The organism is Sulfuricella denitrificans skB26, from assembly GCF_000297055.2.
GTDB lineage: Bacteria > Pseudomonadota > Gammaproteobacteria > Burkholderiales > Sulfuricellaceae > Sulfuricella > Sulfuricella denitrificans.
In genome coordinates, this window is record NC_022357.1 from 2,260,944 (window position 1) to 2,286,818 (window position 25,875).

Here is a 25,875-nt window from a genome sequence, read left to right on the forward strand (position 1 = left end):
CTTGGTTCGATTTCAATATACAAATACCAAGTAATTTAGTCAAGTAATTTCCACTTGCCCCGGGTGTATAATTCCGGCCACACCTGCTTACCTGCAAACCGCCGTGCAACAGACACTCCGAACCCTCGCCGCCGCTATTTCCTCCTGCATGATCTCAGACCGCCACGCTTTCCGGCGGCAACTGGACAAGCTGCGCGCACTGGCCACCGCCAACAAGCCCATGGACGCCCCGCTACAGCAACTGCAAGGCGCAGTGGAGCGCTCTGCCGGGAGGCTGAAACAAAGGCTGGAGCGGCTACCCGTCCCCACCTATCCTGAAGAGCTGCCGGTCTCGGGCAAACGGGCGGACATCGCCGCCGCCATCGCCGCCAACCAGGTGGTCATCGTTTGCGGCGAAACCGGCTCGGGCAAGACCACCCAGCTGCCGAAAATCTGCCTGGAACTCCAACGCGGAGCAGCCGGCCTGATCGGCCACACCCAGCCGCGACGCATCGCCGCCCGCACCGTGGCTTCGCGCATCTCGCAGGAACTGAAAAGCCCGCTCGGCCAGATCGTCGGCTACAAAGTACGCTTTTCCGACCATACCAGCGCAGACAGCTACGTCAAGCTGATGACCGACGGCATCCTGCTTGCGGAAACACAGAACGACCGTTTCCTTTCCGCCTACGACACCATCATCATCGACGAGGCGCACGAGCGCAGCCTCAACATCGACTTCCTCCTCGGTTACCTGAAGCAGATTCTGCCCAAGCGTCCCGACCTGAAAGTCATCGTCACCTCGGCCACCATCGACGCGGAGCGGTTTTCAAATCACTTCGACGGCGCCCCGGTGATTGAAGTTTCCGGTCGGCTGTATCCGGTTGAAATGCGCTACCGACCGCTGCACCAGCGCAAGAACGAGGCCGGGAAAATTGAAGACGATATTAGCGAAGCGAATATCGAGGAAGCCATCCTCGATGCAGTGGATGAAGTTTCACGCACCGGTTCCGGCGATATCCTGATCTTCCTCCCCGGCGAACGCGAAATCCGCGACACTGCTGAAGCCTTACGCAAGCACCATCCGGCAGGCAGCGAAATCCTGCCGCTGTTCGCCCGCCTTTCTGCCGCCGAGCAGGAACGCGTGTTCAAGCCCGGCGGAGCACGCCGCATCGTGCTCGCCACCAACGTGGCGGAGACCTCGCTCACCGTGCCCGGCATTCGCTACGTCATCGACCCCGGTTACGCCCGCCTGCTACGTTACAGCTACCGTTCCAAGGTGGAGCGATTGCAGGTCGAAAAAATCTCCCAGGCCTCGGCCAACCAGCGCGCCGGTCGTTGCGGCCGGGTGATGAGCGGGGTGTGCGTGCGACTGTACGCGGAGGAGGATTTCAACACCCGCCCCGCCTTCACCGACCCGGAAATCCGCCGCAGCAACCTCGCCGCCGTGATCCTGCGGATGAAGGCATTGGGCCTGGCCGACATCGAGGATTTCCCGTTCCTCGAACCGCCCGACTCGCGCGCCATCGTCGACGGCTTCAAGCTGCTGGAAGAACTTGGCGCGGTGGACGCGCAGCGCGCGCTGACCGAAACCGGCCGCCAGCTCGCCAAATTCCCGATCGACCCGCGCATCGCCCGCATGATCCTCGCAGCCAAGGCGGAAAACTGTCTGACCGAAGTGCTGATCATCGCCTCCGCGCTTTCCGTGCAGGACCCGCGCGACCGACCGATGGACCGCCAGCAGGCAGCGGACGACAAGCACCGCCAGTTCCAGGACGACAACTCCGACTTCGTTGCCTACATCAAGCTGTGGGCGTTCTACGACGAGGCGCTGAAGCACAAGAAATCCAACCGCAAGCTGCTCGACCTGTGCCGCGAGCATTTCCTCTCCGCCACGCGTTTGCGCGAGTGGCGCGAGATCCACGGCCAGCTCCACGCCCAAGTGGTGGAGATCGGCCTGCGCCCGAACCAGACCCCGGCCAGTTATGAGGAAATTCATCGCGCATTATTGGCCGGCCTGCTCGGCAACCTCGGCGTCAAGACCGAAAGCCAGGAATATGCCGGGGCGCGGGAAATCAAGTTCCACCTCTTTCCCGGTTCGGTGATTTTCAAGAAAGCGCCGAAATGGGTGATGGCGGCGGAGCTGACCGAAACCACCAAGCTCTACGCCCGCTGCGCCGCCAAAATCGAACCGGAATGGGTGGAAAAGGTCGCCGTCGATCTGCTGCGCCGCCACTATTTCGATCCCCACTGGGAAAAGACCACCGCCCAGGTCGCCGCCTACGAACGCGTCAGCCTGTACGGTCTGACGCTGGTGCCGCGTCGCCGCGTCCACTACGGCACGATCAACCCGATCGAGTCGCGCGACATCTTTATCAAGGGCGCGCTGGTAGCGGGTGAATTTAATACCCGTGCCCCGTTCTTCGAACACAACCGCAAGCTTGTCGCCGAAGTCGAAGAACTGGAGCACAAGTCGCGCCGCCAGGACGTGCTGGTGGACGAGGAGCGCATTTACGCCTTCTACGATGCCCGCATCCCGGAGGGCATCCACAACGGCGCGGATTTCGACAAATGGCGGCGCGGTGCTGAAGCCCAGGATAAGCGCCTGCTGTTCATGAACAAGGACGACCTGATGCGCCACGGCGCCGATGCCGTCACCGTCGAGCTGTTCCCTGAAACCCTGATGATCGGCGAAACAGCCTGCCGCCTCGCCTACCGTTTCGAACCCGGCCACCCGCTCGACGGCGTCACCCTCTCCGTGCCGCTGCACCTTTTGAACCAGATGGACGCCAAGCGCTTCGACTGGCTGGTGCCGGGCATGATCCGCGAGAAGCTCACCGTGCTGGTCAAAGGATTGCCCAAGCGGTTGCGTAGCGCCTGCGTGCCGGTGCCGGATTTTGTCACCGCTGCATTGATGGAAATATTACCCTCTCCCCAACCCTCTCCCATCAAGGGAGAGAGGGCCATTACTCCCTCCCCCCTCGCGGGGGAGGGCTGGGGAGAGGGGGAAAGCCGTGTCCTCTCCGAAGCCCTCGCCGTCTTCCTGCGCAAAAAAACCGGCCAGGAAATCCCGCCCGACACCTGGAAGGAAGCCGACCTGCCGCTGTACCTGCGCATGAACTTCAAGGTAGTTGACGAGTCCGGCGCCGAGATGGCCTCCGGCCGCGACCTCGCCGCGCTCAAGGAAAATCTCGGCCAGGCCGCACGCCTCACCTTCGCCAGCGCGCCGGAACTCGACATCGAAAAGGAAGGACTAACCAACTGGGATTTCGGCGACCTGCCGGAAAAGATCGCCTTCACCCGCCATGGACAATCTCTCACCGGCTACCCGGCGCTGGAGGACGACGGCGACTCGGTCTCGATCCGCTTGTTCGACACCCCCGAAGCGGCGGAATCCGCCATGCGTGCCGGTGTGCGCCGATTGCTGCGGCTCGCCCTTAACCCGCAGATGAAGCAACTGGAAAAGAGCCTGCCCGGTTTCACCCAGACCGCTATCCTGCTGCGTTCCGTCGCCAACCCCGACGACCTGAAAGAAGACCTGCTCACCGCCATCACCGACCGCGCCTTCCTCGGCGACGACGAACTGCCCCGCACCACCAAGGACTTCGCCACACAAAAGGACCGCGCCCGCACCCGCCTCGCTGCCGTCTCGGACGGAGCATGCCGTATCCTCGCCACCATCGCCACCGACTACCAGGCGATACAGGCCAGGCTCGCTGCCAAACCGCCCGGCAATATCGCCGCCGACATCCGCGAGCAACTCGTCAACCTGGTCTACAAGGGCTTTCTCAACGCCACCCCGTGGGAACAGTTGCAGCACCTGCCACGCTACCTCAAGGCCACCGTGCGCCGACTGGAAAAACTCTCCGGTGCGGTTGAGCGCGACGCCAAATACACTGTTGCCATCCGGGCGCTATGGCAGGATCATCAGAAGCGGCTGGAAAAGCACCGCAAGGAAGGGATTAGCGACCCGGAACTACACAAGTTTCGCTGGATGATGGAAGAGTTGCGGGTGTCGATGTTTGCGCAGGAACTGAAGACGCCTTATCCGGTATCAGTCAAAAGGCTGCAAAAAGCATGGGAAGGGGTGAAGGCGTAAAACCCCTCATGCCAGTGCGCCCGGCAGGGCGCACCAAAAAAAACCGCCCCGGATGGGGCGGTTTTTTCTTAGGGGCTTTAGATTCTATCGTTATGGATTCGGTCCATTATGGCAGTCATAGCAGCCCACTTTCTGCCCTGCGGCGAAACTCTTCGTGCCATTTTCCACCGTAAAGGTCTTGGCCATCTTGACCTGGCTCAACGCGGTGCCGCGATAATCGGCGCCGTGGCAGTAGGTACAAGACGAGGTGCTTGCCTTTGCTGCGCTCTCATGCCCCTTAACCCAGCCTTGGCCGAAAGTGTGCAAACCATGTGGCCCACCATTGGCAGTGACCGGTAGCGCCGTCGTATGACAGGCGCTGCATTCAGAGACAGTTCCCGCATGGCCCTGGACAGCGATGCTCTGCGTATTGTCATCAGCGTGACTGGAAGGATAAATCGCGTGAGTCGCGCCGTGACATGCCTCGCACTGTAATCCGCCGTGCCCTTTGCTGAAGCGGTACAAATTCAATCCCGTAACAGGGGTGTTGGCGTTGGTTGCAAAGGTATGATCCGTCGGCACAATGGCAACACCGTTGGCGTTCACGCCGGAAGTGGCACGCTGGCCAGGTGCTGCTTTATTGTGGCACGCCTCGCAAGTCGGCTCGTTGTACCACCCTTGACGAGCTTTATTGCCAACCTGCGCATTATTGCCGTGACAGCTTTGGCAACTCATCAGCAATTTGCCATTGGCATCTACCGCTTTGCCCATGGCACCACGCAGACACTGAGTAGCCGAGCCTGGATGGCACAAATAGCACGAAGTACGGTCATTAATATTATCCAGCGGTAACAGGGTTGCTGGATCTTTTACCGTGGAATGCTTGGTGTGCAGCGCCTGTGTAAACGGCGTGGTACCCGCTACACCTTTCATCACCGTTGTTTTGTTCAGCTTGTCAAAGTAAGCGTTACTGGCATGGCAGGCAGCGCATAGAACCGGTTTCCCGCCATTCGCAGTAGCCAATAAGCCACTTGTGTTGTAACCATTTTGGCTAAGGCCCGTCTTGTACAACGTATTGGATAGCTTATTCTGATCATGCAGTTTCAGAATATTTTTCTTCCAGTCCCTGTCGGCATTGGCATCGAAAACCCAGCCTGTCGTCGGCTTGGCCGCCATCGCCGCAGCATTGCCCGTAGTAATTGAAGAGTGGCATCCCTTGCAGGTCATCTCATCGCTCACGGGCAGCACGGTCGTGGTTGTAGCCAGCACCTTGCCGCTCAGATCCTTGGCGACAACTTTAACCGTGGGGTAAAAATTCTTCTTGAAGGTGTCATCAAATGGCGTAACCGGGATACCCTCAGCTTCAAACCAGGCGTACTGGGTGTTGTAGCTCATCGGTGCCGGAACAAGTGAAGGCGCCTTGTTACCAGGGGCGGGGGTACCCGTGGCCAGTCCGTCCAGATTGAGGCCGACATTAGGTGCCGGGTTGAGGCCAACCAGACCATTGACCCATGACCAGAAATTGGTTTTATTCGCACTGGAAGTATTGATGGATCCGGTACTGTCCGCCACAGCTTCGTAAGTAATCCTGACGTTGCTGGCAATCAGTTTGCCCGACTTGTCCTTGAGTTGAGCATGCAGGGAATTATATGGGGGCAAGATGGCGAAAACCGAAAAATCCAGACCATCCATGCAGTGCATGCCCAGATCGTTCCACGCCAAAAGCGTATAAGTGCTGGTCGTGGTGGTACCACCCGTTGTGGTGCCACCGCCGCCAGTGCTTGTGGCCAGCACTTGAATGCTGGCATCTCTACTGCTGTTGCGGTCTTTTACTGTAACGGTGGTCGAGCCCGCCTTGAGCCCTTTCAGCGTAACTTTCCCATTGGCATAGGAAGCGCTAACCACGGATGTTTCGTGGGATTCAACTGAAACCGTACCGGATGCGCTCGTCACAGTAAGCGTGGCCGTGGCGCCCACATTCATCAGGACCGATGACGGGCTAACCTGTAGCCTACTCTCATCGGCAATTGCCGTGACAGCAGTAAACAATGCGGCCAGGAACAGCAGAAATGAGAATGGGAATGGGAATGGTACAGTACGAGCGTTCATGGCAACCCCTTTTTATTGATATATGTCATGAAGTGTATACCGTACAAATAGTAAGGTTTATTACGATATGTTCACATTACTCTGAACCTGCTCGCCAAGCCCTGAAACAGCAAGTTTGGACATTCCTATTTCAGGATCACACCAAAATATTTCAATCTGCTATTTTTAAATGGTTACGACTTGAGGTACGAAAAATGACTTATGTAGTGACTGAAAACTGCATCCTCTGCAAGTACACCGACTGTGCGGTTGTTTGTCCGGTGGAATGCTTTCACGAGGGACCTAACTTTCTGGTGATCGATCCGGATGAATGCATCGATTGCGACGTATGCGTGACGGAATGCCCGGCTGAAGCGATTTTTGCTGAGGCGGACCTGCCGCCGGGACAGGAGAAGTTTCTCGAAATCAATGCAGAACTGGCAAAAACCTGGCCCGTCATCACCTTGAAGCAGGATCCTCTTCCCGAGGCGGAAAAATGGAAGGGGGTTGAGGACAAGCTGCAATATCTGGAGAAATAACCCATTGCTCCTGGCACTTTAGCGTAAGCAGCATCTGACACCTACTTCCCAATTCTCTTCTACATTGGAGTCAACGAAATGAGCAAGATGACACCCCGATCCAGCAACCCCGAATTCGATAGTCTGGTACCCAACACCCCCTTCACCCGCCGTGCTTTCGTCATTAGCATGCTGGGCGTGGGTTTCGCACTCGCCACTCAGCCGGTCATGGCCGACACCGTGATCAAAACCAGCACCGAAGGCCTCATTGCGGGAGAAATCAAGGTACCCGTCAGCGATGGCGACATGGTCGCCTATCGTGCGCAACCCGACAAAGGGGCCAATTTTCCTGTCATCCTGGTGATTTCCGAGATTTTCGGTGTCCACGAGCATATCGCCGATATCTGCCGGCGGCTGGCTAAACTCGGCTACCTGGCCATCGCCCCGGAACTATTTGCGCGCCACGGCGATCCACGCAAAATCAGCAGCATCCAGGATATCCTCGACAACATCGTCGCCAAAGTACCGGACGCCCAGGTCATGAGCGATATTGATGCCTGCGAGGCTTGGGCCAAAGCGCATGGCGGCGACACGTCGCGCATGGCGATCACCGGCTTCTGCTGGGGCGGGCGCATCACCTGGCTGTACGCTGCTCACAACCCTCGTCTCAAGGCTGCCGTAGCCTGGTACGGCCGGATCGACGGGGTGGACAGCGAACTGACGCCGAGACAACCGCTCGACTTGGCGGCGCAACTGAAAGCACCGGTACTGGGGCTTTATGGCGGCCAGGACCAGGGCATCCCGCTGGACGATGTGGAGGCCATGCGTGCGGCCATCAAGAAGGCCGGCGGCAAGTCCGAGCTTCATGTCTATCCCGACGCGCCCCATGCCTTTAACGCCGATTACCGGCCCAGCTACCGCAAGGGTGCCGCCGAAGATGGATGGAAGCGCATGCAGGCATGGCTGAAGAAGAACGGGGTGTAATTCGAATTCTCTCAAAACGCCAATAACTATGCGGAGTGTCGAAACGGGGTGCCGAGATGGCAAAGAATTCCTTTCCCTTGCCCAAGGTCTATAGCCTGCTCGAACCGGGGCCGGTCGTGCTGATTACGACCGCCGGCAAGGAGCGGATGAATATCATGACCCAATCGTGGCACACCATGATCGAATTCGAGCCACCGCTGGTGGGGTGCGTGATCAGCAACCGGAACCACTCGTTCGACACCCTGAAGGCCACCAAAGAATGCGTGATCAACATCCCGACGGTGGAACTGGCGGAAAAAGTGGTGGGCTGCGGCAACACTACCGGGCGCAATATCGACAAGTTCAAGCACTTTGGACTCACGCCAGTAGCCGCCTCGTGCGTCCGGGCGCCCCTCATCGACGAATGCTATGCCAGCCTTGAATGCAAGGTCGTCAACGGGAAGATGGTAACCAGATACAACTTCTTTATCCTCGAAGTGCTCCAGGCGTGGGCAGACTCCTCGATAAAACATCCGCGAACGATTCACCATCTCGGCACAGGCGCGTTCATGGTCGCCGGCAAGAGGATCAAACTCCCCTCCAAAATGAAATAATCCCTATCGTTGAGTATTCCGTTGCGCGCAATGCCCCGCCCCGCGCGCCCGCTTGCGCGGAAACCCCATCAGGCGGTATTCTCGCAACATACTCCGAACTTTACTCCCGTGCCCAAGCCAATCACAAAATTGCTCCGCCAATTCGGAGCCGTGTCTACCGTACTTTTTGCCCCTGCATTACGCTTGGGCAAGGGATTCTTCGCGCTCCAGAATCGGGAACGGACACAGCTATTGGAAGAAATGACCCAGATGCGTGATCTGATGCCGCTGCTCATGAAGCAGCGCAACGGTTATCACTGGACCAAGGATGATCGGCAGCATATCCGGAAGCACTTGCGCAATCTGGCGAGGATAAGCCCCTACATCATCCTGTTCGTAGCGCCCGGCGGGCTGTTCTTGCTGCCGGTAATGGCCTGGTGGTTGGACCGGCGCCGGATCAAGCGCAATGCCGACGCCCAGCGTGCGCGCAACGAGGCCGCCAACCGCAAGTAATCTGCATCGCGCCCCATAAGAAAACCCGCTCCGCCGTCCATCAATCCGGCGTTTCATCGAAAGAATCATCCATGCAAATCTGGGTCGATGCCGATGCCTGCCCCGGCGTCATCAAGGAAATCCTGTTTCGCGCCGCCGAGCGGGCTCAAATCTCAATGACGCTGGTCGCTAACCAGTTTCTGCGCACCCCGCCATCGCGTTATATCAAGGCTATACAGGTCCCTGCCGGCTTCGATGTCGCGGACGGCAAGATCGTCCAGCATCTGGAACCAGGCGACCTGGTGATCACCGCCGACATCCCCCTGGCCGCCGAAGTCATCGCCAAAGGCGGCCACGCACTCAACCCCAGGGGTGAATTTTACACTCCGGACACGATACGCGAACGCCTCAACATGCGCGACTTCATGGACATCCTGCGCAGTAGCGGCGTGGAAACTGGCGGCCCGGCATCGCTCAGCCAGAGCGACCGCAAAGCCTTTGCCAGCCAACTGGATCGCTTCCTGGCCAAAAACCACAAGCAGTAGAAAAATGTTTCGTTAGAATAAAGCTCTGAAAATCACGAAAGGGAGCAGGGGCTCAGCTCTTTTCGCAAGTTGACGATTAAGTAATCAACCTTATCGCCATGTCGAACAAGCACCCTACCAATGATTAATAGCCCTTGGCACGCAAAGACTAGCGATCTGTATTAGGCGTCTAAACAATCTATCAACCAGTTAGCTTTCATACTAGAAACCGATACCTGCTAGTATTAATCAGGCTATTTACTAATCTTGACGGCAGCGCAAAAGGTCTCAATAAACAAATAGCAGGATAAGCATAACTTTTAATTATTAAGGACGTTCCTGATGAAATCAAAAGCCGCTGTTGCATGGGAAGTGAAAAAACCCCTGTCTATCGAGATGATAGACGTGGAAGGCCCGAAGGAAGGCGAGGTGTTACTCAAAGTCATCGCATCGGGAGTCTGTCATACGGATGCGTTTACCCTGTCCGGCGATGACCCCGAAGGCGTTTTTCCTGTGGTGCTGGGCCACGAGGGCGGCTGCGAAGTGGTGGAGTGCGGCCCCGGCGTCAAGGATCTGAAACCGGGTGATCATGTGATCCCCCTGTACATTCCCGAATGCGGCGAATGTGAATATTGCCATTCCACCAAGACCAACCTGTGCCAATCCATTGCATCCACCGTGTGGACCGGTTTCATGCCCGACGGCACGCGACGCTTTTCCATGAACGGCAAGCCCATTTACCACTATATGGGCTGCTCCACGTTTTCAGAATATACCGTGGTGCCTGAAATTGCCTTGGCAAAAATCAATAAAGCGGCCCCGCTGGATAAGGTCTGCCTGCTGGGCTGCGGCGTCACCACCGGTATCGGCGCGGTCATCAACACGGCCAAGGTCGAACCCGGTTCAACAGTAGCGGTCTTCGGTCTGGGCGGTATAGGTTTGTCCTGTATTCAGGGCGCCGTGATGGCCAAGGCGAAACGCATCATTGCTGTGGACATCAACCCGGGTAAATGGACTATGGCCAAGGCACTGGGCGCGACGGATTTCGTCAACCCCAAGGAATTGAGCGGCAGTGTTACCGAAGCCATTGTTGAAATGACCAAGGGCGGCGTCGACTATTCCTTCGAGTGTATCGGCAATGTGCACGTGATGCGTGAAGCACTGGAGTGCACACACATGGGCTGGGGTGTCTCCACTATCATCGGGGTCGCCGGTGCCGGTCAGGAAATCTGCACCCGCCCGTTCCAACTGGTCACAGGCCGTACCTGGAAGGGCAGCGCGTTCGGCGGCGTCAAGGGACGGACGGAGCTGCCCGGCTACGTGGACCGTTACATGAGCGGCGAAATCGAGCTGGACAAAATGGTCACCCACACCATGCCGCTCGAGGATATCAACCGCGCATTTGATTTGATGCACAGCGGTGAAAGCATACGCTCCGTGATCATTTTCTAGGATGTTTGAATCATGAAGCAAATCGAAAGCATCAAAGCGTTCGGCGGATGGTTGAACCGCTACGAGCATCAGTCCAGCAGCTGTCATTGCACCATGACTTTTTCCGTTTATCTGCCGCCTCAGGCAGCAACGGGAAAAATCCCCGCAGTCTATTGGCTGTCGGGCCTTACCTGCACCGATGATAATTTCCGCACCAAGGCCGGCGCGCTACGTTATGCCGCCGAACTTGGGCTGGCGTTGATCATGCCGGACACCAGCCCCCGCGGCGTTGCCGTGGCCGATGCGCCGGATCGCTACGATCTGGGCAAGGGTGCCGGCTTTTATGTCAATGCCACCCAGCCACCCTGGTCAGCACACTTCCAGATGTATGACTACGTTACTGCAGAGCTGCCGGCACTGGTCGAGGCCAATTTGCCGGTACTGCCCGGCATCAAATCCATTAGCGGCCATTCCATGGGTGGTCACGGCGCACTGATCTGTGCATTGAAGGAAAAAGGCGCCTACCGTTCCGTTTCCGCCTTTTCACCCATTTGTCACCCCGTGAAATCTCCATGGGGCGAGGGGTATTTCGGTGCTTATCTGGGGGATGATAAAGAACAGTGGAAAGCCTACGATGCAACCGAACTGATCAAGGCCGGACACACTGCCATACCGATATTAATCGATCAGGGCACCAATGATGAGTTCCTGGCCGAACAACTGTTTCCACAGGATCTGCAAGCGGCCTATGCAGAACACGGCGCGACCCTCACGCTGCGCATGCAAGAAGGCTATGATCACAGCTACTATTTTATTGCCACATTCATTGGCGAACATTTAGCCTATCATGCCAAGGCACTTACTGATCCGCATTGATGTCTCTTACTCGGCCTAAGCGGCCGGTCAGTGAGGTTCTATAAGTTGTATAGGTGAATGTCCGCTTTAACAAGTCTTGGAATTAAAAACCAATGACCGCTCCACTTCCAACACCGGTCAGGCACGATTTTTTTGGGAAATCAGGGTATAGAAGACTGACTTATAGCGCGAGATGGAGCGACTGACCGCAAGGCCAGCCGAAATTCCTTTGGTTATATCTCGGTTTGTTCGGATATCTCCAGTGCATCGTCAACTTCAATACCCAAGTACCGCACGGTGCTTTCCAACTTTGAGTGTCCAAGCAACAGTTGCACTGCCCGCAAATTTTTGGTTCGCCGGTAAATTCAGAGTAGCCTTGGTTCGGCGCATCGTATGTGTGCCATAGGCGGTGGAATCAAGGCCAATAGCAGCGACCCATCGATGCACGATCCAGGCGTATTGCCGGGTTGAAACATGCGGTGAGTTTTGCAGTCGACTTGGGAACAAGTATTGTTCCGACTTCAGATTGGCCTTAGTAATCCATGCGGCGACCGTGTTTCTGGTTTCTTCCATCAGCTCAAACTGAACTGGCTTCTGTGTTTTTCGTTGAATTACCATCGCCCGCGTCAACATCTGGTTGCCGTGAGCAACGTCCCGGACCCGTAGGTTGACCAGATCACAACCTCGCAGCTTGCTGTCGATGGCTAGGTTAAACATGGCCAGGTCTCGGACACGTTTGCCGAGTTGCAGATGGATACGAATGGCCCAGATGTCTTTCAGCTTCAGTGGTGGCTTCTGCCCGATCAGTTTGCCTTTATTCCAGGGTTCGAGGGATTGAGCGATTTCCATTTCAGACTCCTTGTTGATTGAACGGAATCTGATTCTGCGGTATGGCTTCGCTACTGTCGGCGTCTGCTTTAGGATATCTTTACGCTATGAGTGCAGCGAAAAACAAGTTTACTCAAGTCACTCATAGGCTGATGCGCCGTAACCGCAAAGCATTAGTAATCACCGACACCGAGCTAAAGCTCATGGCCGCCGCGGCGATCATGGGCGAGAGTAACAGGCCGAAGAAGGGATACAACACGCCGGCGGCCACCGGCACACCCAACGCGTTGTAGATGAAAGCGAAGAACAGATTCTGGCGGATGTTGCTCATGGTGGCATGCGAAAGTTTTCTGGCGCGCACGATGCCGCGCAGGTCGCCCTTGACTAGCGTCACTCCGGCGCTTTCCATGGCTACATCGGTGCCAGTGCCCATGGCGATGCCAACCTGGGCTTGGGCCAGAGCTGGGGCATCGTTGATGCCATCGCCTGCCATGGCGACGATACGACCTTCGGCCTGGAGTTGTTTCACTACCGCCGCTTTCTGATCCGGCAGTACTTCGGCATGGATCTGATCAATATTCAATTTCGCCGCGACCGCCTCGGCCGTCTTGCGGTTGTCGCCGGTGAGCATGACAATCTGTATGCCTTCTTCGTGCAGCAATCGGATTGCTTCCGCTGTAGTTGATTTGATCGGGTCGGCCACACCGATGAGACCGGCGATGCGTCCATCAACACCTAGGAACATGACCGTCTGCCCCTCGGCGCGCAGGGCGTCGGCTTGCGCCGGCAGATTGTCCGCGTCGATGCCGAGATCCTGCAACAATTTGATATTGCCCAGGGCAATCTTGCGTCCCTCAACCACGCCGGTTACCCCCTTGCCGGTGACCGATTGAAAATCCTCTGCCTGCACCAGTTCGACCGCACGTTTTTCCGCACCGCGCACGATAGCGGCGGCCAATGGATGCTCGCTGGCGCGCTCGATACTGGCGGCCAGGCGCACAATTTCAGTTTCATCGAAACCTGCCGCCGGGGTGACGCTCACCAGCTCTGGATGACCTTCGGTGAGAGTGCCGGTCTTATCCACCACCAGGGTGTCTACCTTGCGCATCACCTCAAGCGCCTCGGCGTTCTTGAACAGCACACCCATCATGGCGCCGCGCCCCGTGCCTACCATAATGGAGACCGGCGTGGCGAGTCCCAAGGCACAGGGACAGGCGATGATCAGCACCGCGACAGCATTGATCATTGCATGAGCCAAACGCGGTTCCGGCCCCCACACACCCCACACGACGAACGTAATCACAGCAGCGATAATCACTACAGGAACGAAATACCCAGAAACTACGTCCGCCAGCTTCTGGATCGGCGCGCGGGAACGCTGCGCCTCCGCCACCATGTGCACAATCTGCGCCAGCAGGGTTTCACTGCCGACTTTTTCTGCTGTCATCAACAGACTGCCGGTGCCGTTTACCGTGGCGCCGATAACCTTGGTTCCGGTACGTTTCTCCACCGGAACCGGTTCACCGGTGACCATGGATTCATCCACATGACTCATGCCATCGACCACTGAGCCGTCTACCGGGATCTTTTCGCCGGGGCGGATGCGCAAGCGGTCGCCAGGCTGGACCTGCTCCAGCGGGATGTCTTCTTCGCGGCCATCGTCACGCACGATGCGCGCCGTTTTGGGCGCCAATCCCAGGAGCAATTTGATGGCGGCATTGGTCTGACTTCGGGCGCGCAGCTCCAGCACCTGCCCCAGCAGCACCAGGGCGGTGATCACTGCGGCGGCCTCGAAGTAGACCGGCACCACGCCCATGTCATTGAATACCGAGCGCGGAAATAGGCCCGGCACCAGCGCGGCAACCATGCTGTAGCCCCAGGCCACCGCTACGCCAAGACCGATGAGGGTGAACATGTTGAGATTGCGTGTCACCAGTGACTGCCACCCGCGCACAAAGAAAGGCCAGCCGCCCCACAGCACTACTGGCGTGGCCAGCAACAGTTCCAGCCACTGACGGGTGTGAGGATGGATGACCTGCGCAAAGAGATCAGGCCAGAACTCCGCGCCCATGGCGCTGAACAGTATCGGAATGGCCAGGACAGTGCTGAACCAGAAGCGGCGAGTCATGTCACGCAGTTCGGTATCGTCCTCTTCCGCCGCTATGGTACGTGGCTCCAGGTTCATGCCGCACTTGGGACAGTTGCCGGGATGATCCTGCACCACTTCCGGGTGCATGGGGCATGTGTATTCGGTTTTCGTCGCGGGTGCGGGCATGCCCATCGGCTCCAGGGTCATGCCGCATTTGGGACAGACGCCCGGCTCCTGCTGTCGCACTTCGGGATGCATGGGGCAGGTATAGGTACTTGTACAGGTACCACTTATGCTGCAAGCCGGATCGGAAGCCATGGGGTTATCCTTTATCTTTGTAAAGAAATCGGCAGTGATTTCTCTGAAGGCAACATTTCTGCCTGTGGCGGTACGTCGGCGCATTTGAGCGCCACCATCTTGCGCAGCGTTGGCTCTTCCGTCAGAAATGCTGCTACAGCAACAGGATCGAACTGGGTGCCGGACATGCGCCGAATTTCTGCCTTGGCGTTATCGAAGGACTGCCCCTTGCGATAAAAGCGATCGGATGTCATCGCATCCAGCGTGTCAATGACCGCAAACAGCCTGGCCCACAGCGGAATGGCCTCCCCTGCGAGCCCCTGTGGGTAACCTGACCCGTCGAACCGCTCTTCATGGCAAAGAACGATCTCCGCCGCCTGAGCAAGATGGGGTACACCTGCGAGTATTTGCCGGCCAATTTCAGGATGCTGCTGCATGATCTTCCATTCCTCTGGCGTCAGTGGACCTTGCTTGAGCAGGATGGCATCCGGGGTGCCGATCTTGCCGATATCATGCAGAAGCGCACCCCAGTAAACCTGGCGCAACGTTATTGCATCATCGCTAAAGCGTTTGGCCAGCACCATGGTATGGCAGGCAACCCGTTTCGAATGCAGGCCGGTCTCGTGTTCGCGCGCATCCAGCGCAGCCGCCAGCGCTTCAGCCAATGACACGTAAGGCATTTCGTTAGCTGCCCATGCCGGGGCATGACGAGCCGTGTCGAGGACGCAGTTCTCGCACAACGTGCCGTCTTTATCTTGCCGACGCAAACCCGCGGCAACATCCATATCGCAGCTTCGGCAGGTGCATGGGTGAGAGGCGTTTAATTCAGTCATGAGCGCGCCCCGAGCGAATTTTTCCCGCATCACTGCTGCCACTATATTCCGAAGGGGGGTGGTTGCAGCACGCGCCACCTCCCGAATGCGCATTGGATTTGGTGTTTTCATCCACGAAGCGATACCACCCTAATTTAAGCTTCCACCAGAAGCCTTCTGCACGGGCGATGCCAGACTTATCGAGGAGCGCCTCGATATCGTCAACACCGATGCAGGATGCATCGTACGAGATATGGAGCTGACCACGCTGATCCACCTGCGCATCGATGACGGGCTCGATGGCACGAAGTTGACGCACTGCTTCCTGCACTCGCTCCGCGGCGACAGGTGCCAGAGGAATTTTCCGGCTTACATCGAATGCCCCACTGGTTTGCTTCTTGTCAGTCATGTCATTGCACTCCCATCCATAGCCTCACCAGACACGCTGGCGGGCAGCCTGCTACTGTGTCAAATCCAGCTTTCTCTTCTGAAACTCCTGTTCGTCGATCTCTCCCCGCGCGTAGCGTTCCTTGAGAATACCCAGCGCCTTGCTGTCGCCGACACTCCGACTGCCTGCTCTGGAGGAAGAGACCATCCATTTCACCAGCGCAACAATGCCGACGATGATGAGCACCCACCACAGGATCATGAATATCCCGCCAAATCCGAAGCCTCCAGTCATGCCATAATAATTGCCCATCATCGTGTTCTCCTGTGCTCCGTTCTGTTAGCCTCGGAATTGGCCACCTTCAAATGCGGCCAGCCCAGGCATGATTGTTCCCGTGCAATAGGCTCAGTAACCCATCATGCCGCTGCCAAAGCCACGGCGCATTTTGGCTTTCTGCTCTTTGGTCAACACGGTGGCCGCCTTGTTCTCCGCATCGATGCGCGCCTCCATTGCATGCCGTTGCAGGTCAGCAAGTTTGCTGAATGCCTTGCCGATCGCCACCGGGTCGCGTTTCTCCACGTCAAACAAATCACTCATTTTTTCCTGCTCGTCCCACATCTGGCGCATGAGCGCGCGCTGCGTCTTCCTCAACTCGGTTTGAATCTTCTCCAGTTGGGCGGTCTGCGCATCGCTCAAGTCAAGCATCGCCATCGGCCCCATCCTGCCTGCCCATCCACCATGCTCCATGCCATAGCCCTGTCCCATGCCACCGCCCATCATTCCCGATCCCATCATCATTCCATTGCCAGGGCCACCCATACCACCCATCATGCCAGGACCCATGCCATAACCCTGTCCCATGCCGCCGCTCATCATGCCTGGCCCCATTCCCCCGCCCATCATTCCCATGGGACAACCACCGTTTTTGCCCATATTTCCACTAGGTCCATTGCCCGGCATTGTGGCAGGCGCACCGCTTCCCTGTGCCTGGCCTTGCATCATCATTTGTTGATTAGGCATCGTAGCCTCATCTGCCGAAGCAGGCGCTACTGTTCCTCCCAATGCAACGGCAATGAGGGAAGATGAAAATAAGGTTTTCATGGATTTGTTCATTTGGAACTCCTTTATTCTTACTGTTAAAAAAACGACTGAAATTTACTGTGCGCCATCAAAAAAAACCGCGCCTAATCTTTGACACCTGTACGTCACTTGATTACCGCAATCTGGTGTCCTTCGCCCCCCGGCAACTGGATCGTGTCGGTAACGGTAAATGTCTTCTGGTCCACCACCCAGATCTTTGGGGCCTTGCTGCTGGAGACATACACTTTTCCGGTTCCAGGGATTTTGTCGAGGTGGTAAGGCTCAGGGGAAAGGGTGAGAACACGCTGTTCGCCGGTAACGGTATCCAGTGCAACCAGCTTGTCATCCGCGCGGCTGCTGACAAACAAAGTTTTTCCGTCATCGCCGATATCCAGGCCGTGCAAGCGCTTTCCGATTTTGTAGCTGCGTTCCACCTTGCCGCTTTGCAGCGAAACCACGGAGACGGTACCGGCACGATCATTGGCCACGTATAGTGTTTTTTCGTCAGGAGAAAAAACTAGATGTTCCGGCGACGGCCCGGCTTCCAATGAGCGAATCACTTCCCACTTGGCAAGATCGATCTCGCTGATGGTCCCGTTGCCGCTGTTGCTAACGTAGGCGCGCTTTCCGTTTTTCGTTACCAGCGTGTAATTTGGGACGGGTCCGGTTTTAATTGTCTTGAACACTTTATTGTTTATCAGGTCGACAATGCTGATTCCGCCACGCGTCGGATGTGTGGAAATGACAAATTTGCCGTCAGGTGTAATTGCCTCGTGGTGAGTCCACCCGGATACCGGAATCTCTGCCATGACATGGCCGTGCTCGGGGTGGATTACATACAGTTTGCTGTTTGGTGTATCCGCTGGTGCGCCGGCAGGAACGGGAGTTTCCTTCAGGCTCCCGGCCACCAGATATTCACCATCTGGCGTCGCTACTAATCCGTGAGGATTCTCCACACCAGGATAACGCCGGATAATCTTGTCGCTTGCCACATCGACGGCGATTACTTCATTGCCCGATCCTAGAGGGATGAATGCTGTCGGTGAGGCAAATACGAATGTTCCACTCCCTAGACAGACAATTCCCAGGATCCACTGATTAAGACGGCGCATTTGATTTTTCTCCTTCTTACTTGGCTTGTTGAAATGTCTTGCGCATGTACTTCAATGCTGCCTTCAGGTCTGCATCAGTCAATGCCGGATTCCCGCCGCGAGGCGGCATTTCCATCGGCGAACCCGGCGACTTGAAACCTTCCACCATGCGCTTGAGTAATACAGCATCATCCTGCGACAGTGGCGCTGCCACTTCAGTCAGATCCGGGACGCCAGGTAAGCTTCCGGCACCATCGCCACCATGGCAGGCGAGGCAGATTCCGTTATAGACCGCTTCACCGTGGCCAAGATCGTCCGCGGCAGATGAAAGACTGACGAACACTGCACAAGTTGCAGCCAGAACGATCAAGCGTGCGCGTGCGCATGGCATCTCAGTTGTACTCCTGGATGTCGAACCTTATTCATGCAGCATCGCCCACCTATTTTTTGTGACCGTCAGATCATCCCTTGCTGAAAAATTGCCGCAACTCAATGGATGTGGGGTGCCCCCGGAAAACGACTTCATCATTTACGATGAGGTTTGGGGAATGCCTAATGCTGTGGGCCACGACCACATCCGGGTGCTCCTCGACAAACAACACCTCGAACGGGATGCCTATATCCTTGAGCTCGTGCTGTAAGCCAGAACAGTGACTGCAACTCTTGGTCGCAACAATCTTGACGTTCATGAAAATCTCCTTAGTTTTACGCAAAATTCAATTCAATATTTGGCATAAGTCCGGGTGGACCCATCGCGGTTCACGAGAAAAACCTCATAAGCACCTTTGTGTCCCCCCATTTCCATGCCGGGCGAGTCCATCGGCATGCCCGGCACGGCCAGACCGCGAGCACGGGGATGTTCTTTAAGTAGACGCTTGATTTCTTTGGCTGGTACATGGCCTTCGACCAGGTACCCACCAACTTCAGCGGTATGGCAAGAGCCGTAACCTGGGGGTACGCCTAGACGGGATTTGTATTCCACCACGTTGTTGGTGTTATGGCTTCTGACCGTAAAGCCATTGGCTTTGAGGTGGTCGATCCATTTCTCGCAACAACCGCAAGTCGGGCTTTTGTAGACATCAACGACTGTGGCATCGGTTGCAGCCCACACAGAAGAGGTGGCCAAGCCAATGAATAAGGCACTAAGGATGGTAACTTTCACACGCGGCTCCTTGTTTCAAGATGATTTCAGTATGGCCCGCGGTCCCCCACGACAAGCTGACAGGAAGATGACAATCCCGTCATTTAGGCTGTTTTATGGGTTCGGTATTCCATACCGCCGTTCATCGGGAGCAACTCAATGCACATGACCGTCAGCGTGTTCATGGCCACCCGCTGTTAGTGCCTGCGGAACGGAGTTGTCACTCCTGCCATGCATGTCTGCTTCTACGTCAAGTCCGCCATGCGAGTGGCCGTCGCTGGCCTCAACCAGGGCAACATACTGACTTTCTGAAAGTGATGGCAGGTCTTGCAGAAAGGCCACCAGATCCCAAATAACCTCATCCTCCATTCCGCCTTTGGACCAAGCCGGCATGCCGCTGGCCTTGATGCCATGCTTGATAACCCAGAATTTGCGTGCGGCCGTACTTGCTGCCGCTTTGGTGGATCGAGACAAGTCGGGCGGGGTCGGGTACAAACCCATTCGGATTTCCGAATCTGCCTTTCCGGGTGCGAGATGGCAACCTACGCACATGGCAGCGTAATTCCCCGCCCCGCGGCGCGCCCGATCTGTGTCAGACAAATTGGCGGGCGCTGTTAGATCACGAGTTTGGCGATCGATGGCTTGTTCACGCGCCGTCTCGATCAAACTATAGACAAGCGGGCTGTGCGGTGTGTCTGCCGCAATATCAAGCACACCGAAATAAACGGCTACCGCACCAGCCGCCAGACCGACTCCCAGAGCGGTCAGCATTCCCATCAAAAAACGGTTCATCAGAAATGTCCTCCAAGGTAGAAAATCAGAACCAGAAACGCACGCCGGCGACCCAGCGCGTCACACCGGTCGATTCTCCTTCCGCCCGGGCAAGATTGGCCGTCTGGCCAAATTTGCCCGTCCGTTCGACGCCGATATAAGGCGCGAACTGACGTGTGAATTCATACCTCAGGCGCAATCCCGCTTGCGCTTCCGACAGTCCGGCGCCGACACCCCGTACTGCGTCGCTCTTGCCATACCAGTTGACCTCGACACGTGGCTGCAAAACGAGTTTTTGCGTAAGCAGCAGCTCATACTCAGTACCCAGGCGCAGCGCGGTTCTTCCGTTATTCCCAACGTAGGCGGCCGCATCGACTCCGAACCAGTAAGGAGCGAGGCCCTGGACACCGAAAGCCAGCCACCCACGATCAGGCCCTACGCCGCTGTCGTAACGCATGCCTGCTTGCGTATCCCAGAAGGTTGCAATGGCATGCCCCCAGAGCAGTTCGGTCCGGGCCTCCTGCAATTTACCCTTGGCAATATCGCCCTCAGCCTTGAAGACCAGCCGGTCGTAATCCCGGCCGAACCAGGCTTGCATATCGTAAGCGGTGTCGTTGCTGTCGCGTGTATAGCCTCGCTCCAGCCGATCGACGAGCAACGAGCCAAAGTTGTGTTCATCTCCCAGGCGTAGTTCTCGTGGCCCTGGACGTGAATAGGGCCCGGATTCGAGAGTATAGCCACCCGAATAGGCATGTGGATCACGCGCATCCGCAGGAGCGGAGCCGCCCTGCATGTTCATCTTGCCCTGATCCATGGTGTTGCCGCCTTGGCTCATGCCATCCATAGACTGTTGCGGGGCCGAGGCGTTGCCATGATCCATGCCCAGCATGCCTCCCATGGAATCTGACATGTCGTGCTTCATCTCCGGCTGTACGGCAGGCATGTCCGGCATCGTGCTGTGATCCATGCCGCTATGGTCCATTGCGGGCATCGCATCATCCGTCGTCATGGGCATGGCCGTAGCATCCGTTTGCGCCCACGCCGGCGATACGCTCAGGGCGGCAAGCACTACAGCCAGCAATTTCATACGCGTATTCATCATCTTTTTCCTCTCTTTGATCTGCATTGCTCAAGCCACCACCACTTCGCGGAACATGCCGGCGTCCATGTGATAGAGCAGGTGGCAGTGCCAAGCCCAGCGTCCCGGCGCGTCGGCAGTAACGAGGAAACTGATGCGTTGCGCGGGCTGCACGGGAATCGTGTGACGCCGCGCCTGAAAGTGGCCTTCCGGGCTTTCCAGCTCGCTCCACATGCCGTGCAGGTGCATGGGGTGGGTCATCATGGTGTCGTTGTGCAAGATGACTCTTAGCCGCTCGCCGTGCCGGAAATGCACGGGAGTGGATTTTCCGAACTCGAGGCCGTCTAGCGACCAGGTGTAGCGCTCCATGTTGCCGGTCAGATGCAGCTCGATCTCGCGCTCGGGGCCGCGCATGTCGAGCGGGCCGTCAATCGTGTGAAGATCGGCCAGTGTCAATACTCGGCGCCCATTGTCACGCAGTCCGATGCCGGGGTCATCCAGATTGGTGCGCGCCATGTCGACCCGCATGTCGGTGCTGGGACCATATTCAGTTTTCGCGTGGCGCACCTGGCTACTTGGTATGGCCAACCCACCTGACATCGCCATCCCCGGCATGACGTGCCGACTGTGGTCCATGGCCATGCCGCCGTGGTTCATGCCACCCATGGCGCCCATCATGTCCGTCATGGTTAGCCATTCGGCTTTGTCTAGTTCGGGCACGGTCGCGGTAAGCCCTTCGCGCACAGCGAGCGTCCCTCTGGCAAAACCGGTGCGATCCATGGACTGGGCAAAAATCGTGTAGGCGTCGTCATTGGGCTCGACGATCACGTCATAGGTTTCCCCTGGGCCGCAACGGAATTCGTCCACCGTTACAGGGTCGATATCCTGGCCGTCAACCTGAACCACTTTCATTTTCAGGCCCGGGATACGCACATCGAAGAAGCTCTGGGTGCCGCTGCTTATAAAACGCAAACGCACGCGCTCGCCACGCTGGAACAACCCTGTCCAGTTGCCGTCCGGGGTGCTGCCGTTCATGAGGAAGGTGTAGGTGTAACCAGAAATATCCGCCAGATCGGCGGGGCTCATGCGCATCTCGTTCCACATCTTGCGTTTTTCGAACGCAGTCTTGAACCCGCTGCGCGAGGCATCGCGAAAGAAATCCGAGACGGTAGGCTGGTTGAAATTATAGTAGTCGCTCTGCATCTTGAGCTTGGCAAAAATCCGCATCGGGTCTTCGTCGGTCCAATCGGACAGTTGCACCACATAGTCGCGATCGGCACGGATTTTCTCGCCTCCCGCCGGTTCAACGACGATGGCTCCATACATGCCGGTCTGTTCCTGAAAACCGCTATGGGAGTGGTACCAATAGGTGCCGCTTTGCACCACCTTGAAGCGGTAGGTGAAGGTTTCCCCTGGGGCGATTCCCTTGTAGCTGATGCCCGGCACACCATCCATTTGGTACGGTAGAATGATGCCGTGCCAGTGGAGGGAAGTGGTTTCGCGCAGTTTATTGGTCACACGGATCGTCACTGTTTCGCCTTCCCGCCAGCGCAACGTGGGTGCCGGGATCGAGCCGTTGACAGTGGTGGCCATGCGCGGATTTCCAGTGAAATTAACCGGGGACTCGCTGATAACAAGATCAAACTCGGTTCCGGTGAGCACCGGGACGCGGCTTGAGACTGGGTCTGCGATGCTTGCCCAGACTGGTTTGACAACCGACATCAGGCCGAGCATAACGCTGCCTGCCGCGAGTCCCTGAACGAATTTTCGGCGCGGCAAATTCGGTACGGCGAGTGAAAGAGAGGAATGATGTTTCATACGGTACGGCCCTTCAATCTAAAATAACGCTGGGCTCCGGTCGGTAGATTGATCGAGCCTGTCGCGCCCGAATTGGATTCAGGAGACGATTGCGCTTCATGTGGTTTGGCCGCGATTTTTTCGTCGCCGTGGGCGATACCTACCGCCAGCAGGCCTATCGGTGCTACGCTTGCGATTCTCATTTGTTCTCCTTGTTCAATGATTCGATCCATACTCACTCCCTGATCACAATGCTATTGATTGCATCTTGCAAGTACGCGTCCAACATGAACCTGACAAGTGAATTACAAACCTGTAATGCGCTATTCCATAAGGCGCGAGCTGTGGCAGGATGCTTCCACCTAGCCTGGTATTTCCCCCATGAAAATCCTGATCGTTGAAGACGAGCCCAAGACGGGCGATTACCTGAAACAGGGGCTCACCGAGGCCGGCTTTGTCACCGATCTGGCCCGTGATGGCTGGGACGGGCTGGAACTCGCCAAAGCGGGGCAATACGACCTGATGATCCTGGACGTGATGCTGCCCGGCATCAATGGCTGGCAGGTGCTCGAAGGTGTGCGCCGGGCCGGAATCGATATGCCGGTCCTGTTTCTGACTGCGCGTGACCAGATAGAAGATCGGGTCAAAGGGCTTGAACTGGGTGCCGACGATTATCTGGTGAAACCTTTTGCTTTTGCCGAATTGCTGGCCCGGGTACGAACCCTGGTACGCCGGGGCCATGCCAGTCTGGAATCCGCCGTTCTCCAGGTTGCCGATCTGGAGCTGGACCTGCTTCGGAGACGCGCCTGGCGGGCGGGTCGCAAGATCGAGCTTACAGCCAAGGAATTCGCCCTGCTGGAACTGTTCATGCGCCGAAAGGGTGAGGTGCTGCCCCGCAGTCTGATCGCCTCACAGGTCTGGGACATGAATTTCGACTCCGATACCAACGTCATCGATGTGGCTGTGCGCCGCCTGCGGGTCAAGGTCGACGAGGATTTTGAATTCAAGCTCATCCACACCGTGCGGGGGATGGGCTACGTGCTGGAGCCTCCACAGGAAGGCACGGCGCCATGAAAAACTTGTCCCTGACCGCTCGGATCAGCTTGCTTTTCGCAGCGTCTGCTTGCTTGGTCTTGCTGGTGGCGGGCTATTTTCTGACGCAAGCAGTTGAGACCCATTTTAGGGAAGAGGATCGGCGCGAACTCAATGGCAAAATTGAACTCATCCAGAATTTATTCGAACACGCCTATAGTCAGAAACAGTCGGATCTTCTGACCAAACAACTGGATGACGCTCTGGTCGGACATCATGGCCTTGCAGTGGCGGTAGCGGATGCGACGGGCGATGTCTGGTTCGCTACACCTGGCGCTGATTTCCCTCGTACGCTGCTGCAAAACTGCCAAACCCAGTCAGCGGGGTGGAAGTATGGCACCTTGCTGCAATGGAAACAGGCCGGGTTAAGCTACCGAGGTATAGCCGTGTCGATTACCGCAGGCAGTGGCAAGTCATACGCCGTGGCCGTGGCACTGGATATCCAGCATCATGAGCTGTTCATGAACAAGTTCCAGTCAGTGCTGGCCCTTGCTATCTTTTTGTCTGCCTTGGCCACCGCCAGTTTGGGCTGGATCGCCACTCGATGGGGGCTCTCACCTTTGCGTCAGGTCACCGACATGGTGGCAAGCATTTCCGCCGAACACTTGGCAGAGCGCCTGCCGGCTACAGACTTGCCTACGGAACTCAGACCTCTAGTGATCGCCTTTAATGCCATGCTGGCTCGCCTGGACGATTCCTTCCGGCGGCTCTCCGAGTTTTCTTCCGACATCGCGCACGAACTGCGCACGCCCATTTCCAACCTTATGACCCAGACCCAAGTGGCGCTTTCCAGCGCACGCAATAACGATGAGTACAAAGAAGTCCTTTACTCCAGTCTGGAGGAATATGAACGCATGGCCCAGATGGTTGGCGACATGCTCTTCCTTGCCCAGACCGACAACGGCTTACTCAAACCGGGCCTGGAAAAAGTCAATCTGGCTAATGAAACTCAGGATTTGTTTGATTACTTCGAGGCTTGGGCAGAAGAACGTGCCGTTACGCTGAGTCGGACGGGGTCTGTCACCGTCCACGGCGACCGACTGATGTTGCGGCGCGCGCTCAGCAACTTGATATCGAACGCCATCCGACACACCTCACAAGGGCACACCGTGCAAGTATCCCTAGCCAGGCATGGGGATAAGGCCAACGTTTCTATTGAAAATCCAGGCATGGAAATCCCGGCAGCGCACCTTCCTAGATTGTTCGATCGCTTTTACCGTGTTGATCCATCGCGTCAACGCAAGGGAGATGGCGCTGGGTTGGGCCTTGCCATCGTCAAATCCATCGTTGAGGCGCATGGCGGCTCAATCACAGTCACGTCCGCCAACCAGAGAACACAGTTCCAACTCACATTGCCTGCGGTTTTTGAATGATGCAAATGACCAACGCAAGCCGCTGCGAACGGGAAGCCTGCTTTTGCTGCACACGGACGGTAAGGCAGCAAACGTTGAGTGACCGCATGGAGTCTGGGGCAACCAGTCAGCTTTTCTGAAAGCCAACACTAATAATTAGCTTCCCCTGAATTTTTTCCATAAATATCCAAACTGAACGATATTGGCTCTTAAGAGCGGACATTAGTGCTAGATGCTAAAACTAGCCCCATCACTTAATACCGGTCATTCACCAAAGCCAAATTTCGATCTTCTCTCACGGGCCGCTTAGGCCGACTTCCTGCCGGATGATCAGTTTCCACCAGCGTCTACTAAATCGCGGTTAGCGGCCAATCGCCTTCCATTTGTCATCAGACGGATTAGGGTCGATTGTGTGAATTCGCCAATGTCCACTGTCGGGCTGTTCAGTTTGTGGTGCATTAGAAAAATTATCATGCTCTGAAGCAGACGTTCGCCAACCGTCACTTCCTACCCGGAACGAACTGTCAGGCTGACCGCTTTA

Annotated in this window: 25 protein-coding genes; 10 read left to right on the forward strand and 15 right to left on the reverse strand. The window is 56.7% G+C overall.

Annotation, left to right across the window (positions count from 1 at the left end; translation table 11 throughout):
• Positions 1-148: 148 nt before the first annotated feature.
• Entirely contained in the window at positions 149-4,075 is a 3,927-nt protein-coding gene (hrpA, locus tag SCD_RS11025) for an ATP-dependent RNA helicase HrpA (protein ID WP_009205233.1), read from the forward strand.
• Between the two features lie 90 nt (positions 4,076-4,165).
• Here the strand turns inward: hrpA and SCD_RS11030 are convergent, their stop codons facing one another.
• Positions 4,166-6,163 carry an Ig-like domain-containing protein gene (locus SCD_RS11030; RefSeq protein ID WP_009205234.1) on the reverse strand — a complete coding sequence of 666 codons (1,998 nt, stop codon included), beginning with the start codon at positions 6,161-6,163 and terminating at the stop codon, positions 4,166-4,168.
• Positions 6,164-6,357: 194 nt separating this feature from the next.
• Here SCD_RS11030 and fdxA point away from each other — a divergent pair, with 194 nt between their 5' ends.
• From fdxA to fghA, 7 genes are all read left to right on the forward strand, one after another.
• Positions 6,358-6,681: a ferredoxin FdxA gene (fdxA, locus tag SCD_RS11035; RefSeq protein ID WP_009205235.1), complete on the forward strand. Its 324-nt coding sequence runs from the start codon at positions 6,358-6,360 to the stop codon at positions 6,679-6,681.
• 78 nt (positions 6,682-6,759) lie between these two features.
• Positions 6,760-7,644: a dienelactone hydrolase family protein gene (locus SCD_RS11040; protein WP_009205236.1), complete on the forward strand. Its 885-nt coding sequence runs from the start codon at positions 6,760-6,762 to the stop codon at positions 7,642-7,644.
• A 56-nt stretch (positions 7,645-7,700) separates the two neighbouring features.
• A complete protein-coding gene (locus tag SCD_RS11045; protein WP_009205237.1) occupies positions 7,701-8,237 on the forward strand; it encodes a flavin reductase family protein in 537 nt (178 codons plus the stop codon).
• 150 nt (positions 8,238-8,387) lie between these two features.
• On the forward strand, positions 8,388-8,729 hold the full coding sequence (locus SCD_RS15795; RefSeq protein ID WP_009205238.1) for a hypothetical protein: 342 nt from the start codon (positions 8,388-8,390) through the stop codon (positions 8,727-8,729).
• A gap of 71 nt (positions 8,730-8,800) precedes the next feature.
• Positions 8,801-9,253, forward strand: a complete 453-nt coding sequence (locus tag SCD_RS11055) for a YaiI/YqxD family protein (RefSeq protein WP_009205239.1) — start codon at positions 8,801-8,803, stop codon at positions 9,251-9,253.
• Between the two features lie 321 nt (positions 9,254-9,574).
• Entirely contained in the window at positions 9,575-10,684 is a 1,110-nt protein-coding gene (locus SCD_RS11060) for an S-(hydroxymethyl)glutathione dehydrogenase/class III alcohol dehydrogenase (RefSeq protein ID WP_009205240.1), read from the forward strand.
• A gap of 12 nt (positions 10,685-10,696) precedes the next feature.
• Complete coding sequence (gene fghA, locus SCD_RS11065; RefSeq protein ID WP_009205241.1) at positions 10,697-11,539, forward strand: S-formylglutathione hydrolase; 843 nt, start codon at positions 10,697-10,699, stop codon at positions 11,537-11,539.
• A 255-nt stretch (positions 11,540-11,794) separates the two neighbouring features.
• Here the strand turns inward: fghA and SCD_RS11070 are convergent, their stop codons facing one another.
• The 14 genes from SCD_RS11070 to SCD_RS11135 form a co-directional block, all read right to left on the reverse strand.
• Positions 11,795-12,367: a tyrosine-type recombinase/integrase gene (locus tag SCD_RS11070; protein WP_009205242.1), complete on the reverse strand. Its 573-nt coding sequence runs from the start codon at positions 12,365-12,367 to the stop codon at positions 11,795-11,797.
• A 121-nt stretch (positions 12,368-12,488) separates the two neighbouring features.
• Positions 12,489-14,753 (reverse strand): copper-transporting P-type ATPase, encoded by a 2,265-nt coding sequence (locus SCD_RS11075; protein ID WP_009205243.1) that lies wholly within the window; start codon positions 14,751-14,753, stop codon positions 12,489-12,491.
• 11 nt (positions 14,754-14,764) lie between these two features.
• Positions 14,765-15,565, reverse strand: a complete 801-nt coding sequence (locus SCD_RS11080) for an HD-GYP domain-containing protein (protein ID WP_198408600.1) — start codon at positions 15,563-15,565, stop codon at positions 14,765-14,767.
• On the reverse strand, positions 15,558-15,953 hold the full coding sequence (locus SCD_RS15800) for a hypothetical protein (RefSeq protein ID WP_009205245.1): 396 nt from the start codon (positions 15,951-15,953) through the stop codon (positions 15,558-15,560). Before SCD_RS15800 ends, SCD_RS11080 begins: the two co-directional genes overlap by 8 nt.
• Before the next feature lie 51 nt (positions 15,954-16,004).
• A complete protein-coding gene (locus SCD_RS11090; protein WP_009205246.1) occupies positions 16,005-16,247 on the reverse strand; it encodes an SHOCT domain-containing protein in 243 nt (80 codons plus the stop codon).
• A gap of 90 nt (positions 16,248-16,337) precedes the next feature.
• On the reverse strand, positions 16,338-16,952 hold the full coding sequence (locus SCD_RS11095; protein ID WP_161626935.1) for a Spy/CpxP family protein refolding chaperone: 615 nt from the start codon (positions 16,950-16,952) through the stop codon (positions 16,338-16,340).
• 185 nt (positions 16,953-17,137) lie between these two features.
• Positions 17,138-18,124 carry a YncE family protein gene (locus tag SCD_RS11100; RefSeq protein WP_009205248.1) on the reverse strand — a complete coding sequence of 329 codons (987 nt, stop codon included), beginning with the start codon at positions 18,122-18,124 and terminating at the stop codon, positions 17,138-17,140.
• Between the two features lie 16 nt (positions 18,125-18,140).
• The gene (locus SCD_RS11105; protein WP_009205249.1) at positions 18,141-18,494 is read right to left on the reverse strand and encodes a c-type cytochrome; all 354 of its coding nucleotides are present in this window, start codon (positions 18,492-18,494) and stop codon (positions 18,141-18,143) included.
• A 70-nt stretch (positions 18,495-18,564) separates the two neighbouring features.
• Positions 18,565-18,792 carry a glutaredoxin family protein gene (locus tag SCD_RS11110; RefSeq protein ID WP_009205250.1) on the reverse strand — a complete coding sequence of 76 codons (228 nt, stop codon included), beginning with the start codon at positions 18,790-18,792 and terminating at the stop codon, positions 18,565-18,567.
• A 32-nt stretch (positions 18,793-18,824) separates the two neighbouring features.
• Positions 18,825-19,265 (reverse strand): DUF411 domain-containing protein, encoded by a 441-nt coding sequence (locus SCD_RS11115; protein WP_009205251.1) that lies wholly within the window; start codon positions 19,263-19,265, stop codon positions 18,825-18,827.
• A gap of 135 nt (positions 19,266-19,400) precedes the next feature.
• A complete protein-coding gene (locus tag SCD_RS11120; protein WP_009205252.1) occupies positions 19,401-20,036 on the reverse strand; it encodes a c-type cytochrome in 636 nt (211 codons plus the stop codon).
• Positions 20,037-20,061: 25 nt separating this feature from the next.
• A complete protein-coding gene (locus tag SCD_RS11125; protein WP_232504402.1) occupies positions 20,062-21,117 on the reverse strand; it encodes a copper resistance protein B in 1,056 nt (351 codons plus the stop codon).
• A 27-nt stretch (positions 21,118-21,144) separates the two neighbouring features.
• Positions 21,145-22,911, reverse strand: a complete 1,767-nt coding sequence (locus SCD_RS11130) for a copper resistance system multicopper oxidase (RefSeq protein ID WP_041673473.1) — start codon at positions 22,909-22,911, stop codon at positions 21,145-21,147.
• Positions 22,908-23,093, reverse strand: coding sequence for a hypothetical protein (locus tag SCD_RS11135; RefSeq protein ID WP_009205255.1), 186 nt, complete (start codon positions 23,091-23,093; stop codon positions 22,908-22,910). Before SCD_RS11135 ends, SCD_RS11130 begins: the two co-directional genes overlap by 4 nt.
• A 178-nt stretch (positions 23,094-23,271) precedes the next feature.
• Between SCD_RS11135 and SCD_RS11140 the strand changes: the two genes are divergently transcribed.
• The gene (locus SCD_RS11140; RefSeq protein ID WP_009205256.1) at positions 23,272-23,964 is read left to right on the forward strand and encodes a heavy metal response regulator transcription factor; all 693 of its coding nucleotides are present in this window, start codon (positions 23,272-23,274) and stop codon (positions 23,962-23,964) included.
• Positions 23,961-25,355 (forward strand): heavy metal sensor histidine kinase, encoded by a 1,395-nt coding sequence (locus SCD_RS11145; protein ID WP_023506968.1) that lies wholly within the window; start codon positions 23,961-23,963, stop codon positions 25,353-25,355. The genes SCD_RS11140 and SCD_RS11145 overlap by 4 nt, the downstream gene beginning before the upstream one ends.
• The last annotated feature ends 520 nt before the right edge of the window (positions 25,356-25,875 follow it).

What these genes read in the sequence shown, in the direction of transcription:
- hrpA (WP_009205233.1), top strand. Translation starts at nt 149, where the DNA reads ATGATCTCAGACCGCCACGCTTTCCGGCGGCAACTGGACAAGCTGCGC.
- SCD_RS11030 (WP_009205234.1), bottom strand. Translation starts at nt 6,163, where the DNA reads ATGAACGCTCGTACTGTACCATTCCCATTCCCATTCTCATTTCTGCTG.
- fdxA (WP_009205235.1), top strand. Translation starts at nt 6,358, where the DNA reads ATGACTTATGTAGTGACTGAAAACTGCATCCTCTGCAAGTACACCGAC.
- SCD_RS11040 (WP_009205236.1), top strand. Translation starts at nt 6,760, where the DNA reads ATGAGCAAGATGACACCCCGATCCAGCAACCCCGAATTCGATAGTCTG.
- SCD_RS11045 (WP_009205237.1), top strand. Translation starts at nt 7,701, where the DNA reads ATGGCAAAGAATTCCTTTCCCTTGCCCAAGGTCTATAGCCTGCTCGAA.
- SCD_RS11055 (WP_009205239.1), top strand. Translation starts at nt 8,801, where the DNA reads ATGCAAATCTGGGTCGATGCCGATGCCTGCCCCGGCGTCATCAAGGAA.
- SCD_RS11060 (WP_009205240.1), top strand. Translation starts at nt 9,575, where the DNA reads ATGAAATCAAAAGCCGCTGTTGCATGGGAAGTGAAAAAACCCCTGTCT.
- fghA (WP_009205241.1), top strand. Translation starts at nt 10,697, where the DNA reads ATGAAGCAAATCGAAAGCATCAAAGCGTTCGGCGGATGGTTGAACCGC.
- SCD_RS11070 (WP_009205242.1), bottom strand. Translation starts at nt 12,367, where the DNA reads ATGGAAATCGCTCAATCCCTCGAACCCTGGAATAAAGGCAAACTGATC.
- SCD_RS11075 (WP_009205243.1), bottom strand. Translation starts at nt 14,753, where the DNA reads ATGGCTTCCGATCCGGCTTGCAGCATAAGTGGTACCTGTACAAGTACC.
- SCD_RS11080 (WP_198408600.1), bottom strand. Translation starts at nt 15,565, where the DNA reads ATGACTGAATTAAACGCCTCTCACCCATGCACCTGCCGAAGCTGCGAT.
- SCD_RS15800 (WP_009205245.1), bottom strand. Translation starts at nt 15,953, where the DNA reads ATGACTGACAAGAAGCAAACCAGTGGGGCATTCGATGTAAGCCGGAAA.
- SCD_RS11090 (WP_009205246.1), bottom strand. Translation starts at nt 16,247, where the DNA reads ATGATGGGCAATTATTATGGCATGACTGGAGGCTTCGGATTTGGCGGG.
- SCD_RS11095 (WP_161626935.1), bottom strand. Translation starts at nt 16,952, where the DNA reads ATGCCTAATCAACAAATGATGATGCAAGGCCAGGCACAGGGAAGCGGT.
- SCD_RS11100 (WP_009205248.1), bottom strand. Translation starts at nt 18,124, where the DNA reads ATGCGCCGTCTTAATCAGTGGATCCTGGGAATTGTCTGTCTAGGGAGT.
- SCD_RS11105 (WP_009205249.1), bottom strand. Translation starts at nt 18,494, where the DNA reads ATGCCATGCGCACGCGCACGCTTGATCGTTCTGGCTGCAACTTGTGCA.
- SCD_RS11110 (WP_009205250.1), bottom strand. Translation starts at nt 18,792, where the DNA reads ATGAACGTCAAGATTGTTGCGACCAAGAGTTGCAGTCACTGTTCTGGC.
- SCD_RS11120 (WP_009205252.1), bottom strand. Translation starts at nt 20,036, where the DNA reads ATGAACCGTTTTTTGATGGGAATGCTGACCGCTCTGGGAGTCGGTCTG.
- SCD_RS11125 (WP_232504402.1), bottom strand. Translation starts at nt 21,117, where the DNA reads ATGATGAATACGCGTATGAAATTGCTGGCTGTAGTGCTTGCCGCCCTG.
- SCD_RS11130 (WP_041673473.1), bottom strand. Translation starts at nt 22,911, where the DNA reads ATGAAACATCATTCCTCTCTTTCACTCGCCGTACCGAATTTGCCGCGC.
- SCD_RS11135 (WP_009205255.1), bottom strand. Translation starts at nt 23,093, where the DNA reads ATGAGAATCGCAAGCGTAGCACCGATAGGCCTGCTGGCGGTAGGTATC.
- SCD_RS11140 (WP_009205256.1), top strand. Translation starts at nt 23,272, where the DNA reads ATGAAAATCCTGATCGTTGAAGACGAGCCCAAGACGGGCGATTACCTG.
- SCD_RS11145 (WP_023506968.1), top strand. Translation starts at nt 23,961, where the DNA reads ATGAAAAACTTGTCCCTGACCGCTCGGATCAGCTTGCTTTTCGCAGCG.